Source organism: Leptolyngbya sp. BC1307, assembly GCF_002286735.1.
In the GTDB taxonomy this organism is placed as follows: Bacteria; Cyanobacteriota; Cyanobacteriia; order Phormidesmidales; family Phormidesmidaceae; genus Phormidesmis.
Genome location: NZ_NRTA01000150.1, coordinates 1 through 1,181 on the forward strand (window position 1 = coordinate 1; position 1,181 = coordinate 1,181).

1 protein-coding gene and 1 pseudogene are annotated in these 1,181 nt (G+C 48.3%); one reads left to right on the forward strand and one right to left on the reverse strand.

Annotation, left to right across the window (positions count from 1 at the left end):
* Window positions 1-321: 321 nt before the first annotated feature.
* Window positions 322-483 carry a hypothetical protein gene (locus CKL79_RS23370; protein ID WP_170944175.1) on the forward strand — a complete coding sequence of 54 codons (162 nt, stop codon included), beginning with the start codon at window positions 322-324 and terminating at the stop codon, window positions 481-483.
* Between the two features lie 280 nt (window positions 484-763).
* Here CKL79_RS23370 and CKL79_RS22975 read toward each other — a convergent pair.
* A pseudogene (locus CKL79_RS22975) lies at window positions 764-1,181 on the reverse strand (hypothetical protein); the annotation flags it as partial.

A 1,181-nucleotide genomic window follows, 5' to 3' on the forward strand; every position in this document is an offset into this window, starting at 1 on the left:
TACCGAAGCCCAAATATCAGAAAGACAAGCCGCATGTCTCTACCGCGCGCCTCTTGGCCAAAGCTAAAGAAGACAAGAAATCACCTTGAAAGGGCTGGATGTACTTACCAAACACCGAGGTGTGATTCCTGACCTTTATCGCCGTATTCAGAGGCGATTATAACTAGCTCAGCTGCCGTTCCCTTCAAACTCAAAACGCAGCGCTACCAGAACTGGCTCGCGAATTTTTCAGGCGATCATTCTGGGCAGCGATCCGGCAGTCAAGCGCAGCAAGCCCGCTCCTGATAGCTTTTCAGTGGCGGCGCAGCGCCAGAGAACTGTTTGGTCTTTAAAGATTCACCGGCGGGCGTAGAAGCGGGCAAACGCGCAGGCATGTCGGTAGTTGCTGTTCCTGCCGCGCACATGAACCGGCAGCTTTATGAGCAGGCTGATGAGATTCTTGAGCAGCTGGCTGACTTTGACCCGAAACGTTGGTGCCTGTAGCACTAGCTACTTACTACATAGGCAACCACTAGATCTAAGTGCAAATATTAGACCTCTTGCATAATAGATTTAATGGTATTATTAAAGGTTTTGCCGAATTCCTTTAATATCTGCCCTTTAACTAGGGCCATCCAAACAGTGCAGGCAAAGGCCCTTTTATTTAAAACCCGTTAGCATATCACAAAAGTAATTATGCAAGAGGTCTATTATTACTGTGACAGTAAATACTTGAGTGTTGTGCTCTGACGGTAGAAAAATAATTGAGGCGTTATCTAGCGAGTCATGCAGGCACCCCCTTATTCTGCTTGTCAAACAATTTGGCAAACACCTGCGACGCCGATTCACCCTGTTCAAGACAGTCATGAGCAAAGAGGATTAGCTTTTCTATCAGCGCTTGCGATTGCTGGCGACAGACCTGCCCGATGGATTGTGTGAGCTGGGTAGGGCGCTTGCCCGGAGCCTTTGTCGGGGGTGGCAAGCAAGCCAAGTGCAAGATTGAGTAAGCCACGAACACCAACGTCCAATGGGTTTGAATGGATTCAAAGGTTCGCATCCGATACTCATCAAGCCCGAGATATTGCTTTCCATCTCGATAAAAGGTTTCAGTGTGCCAGCCACAACACCCCCATAAGAACGAAACCAACTTCGTACCCAACGATTGGATTAAGGGGATTATTGCGATTGGTAAAAGCGATCGC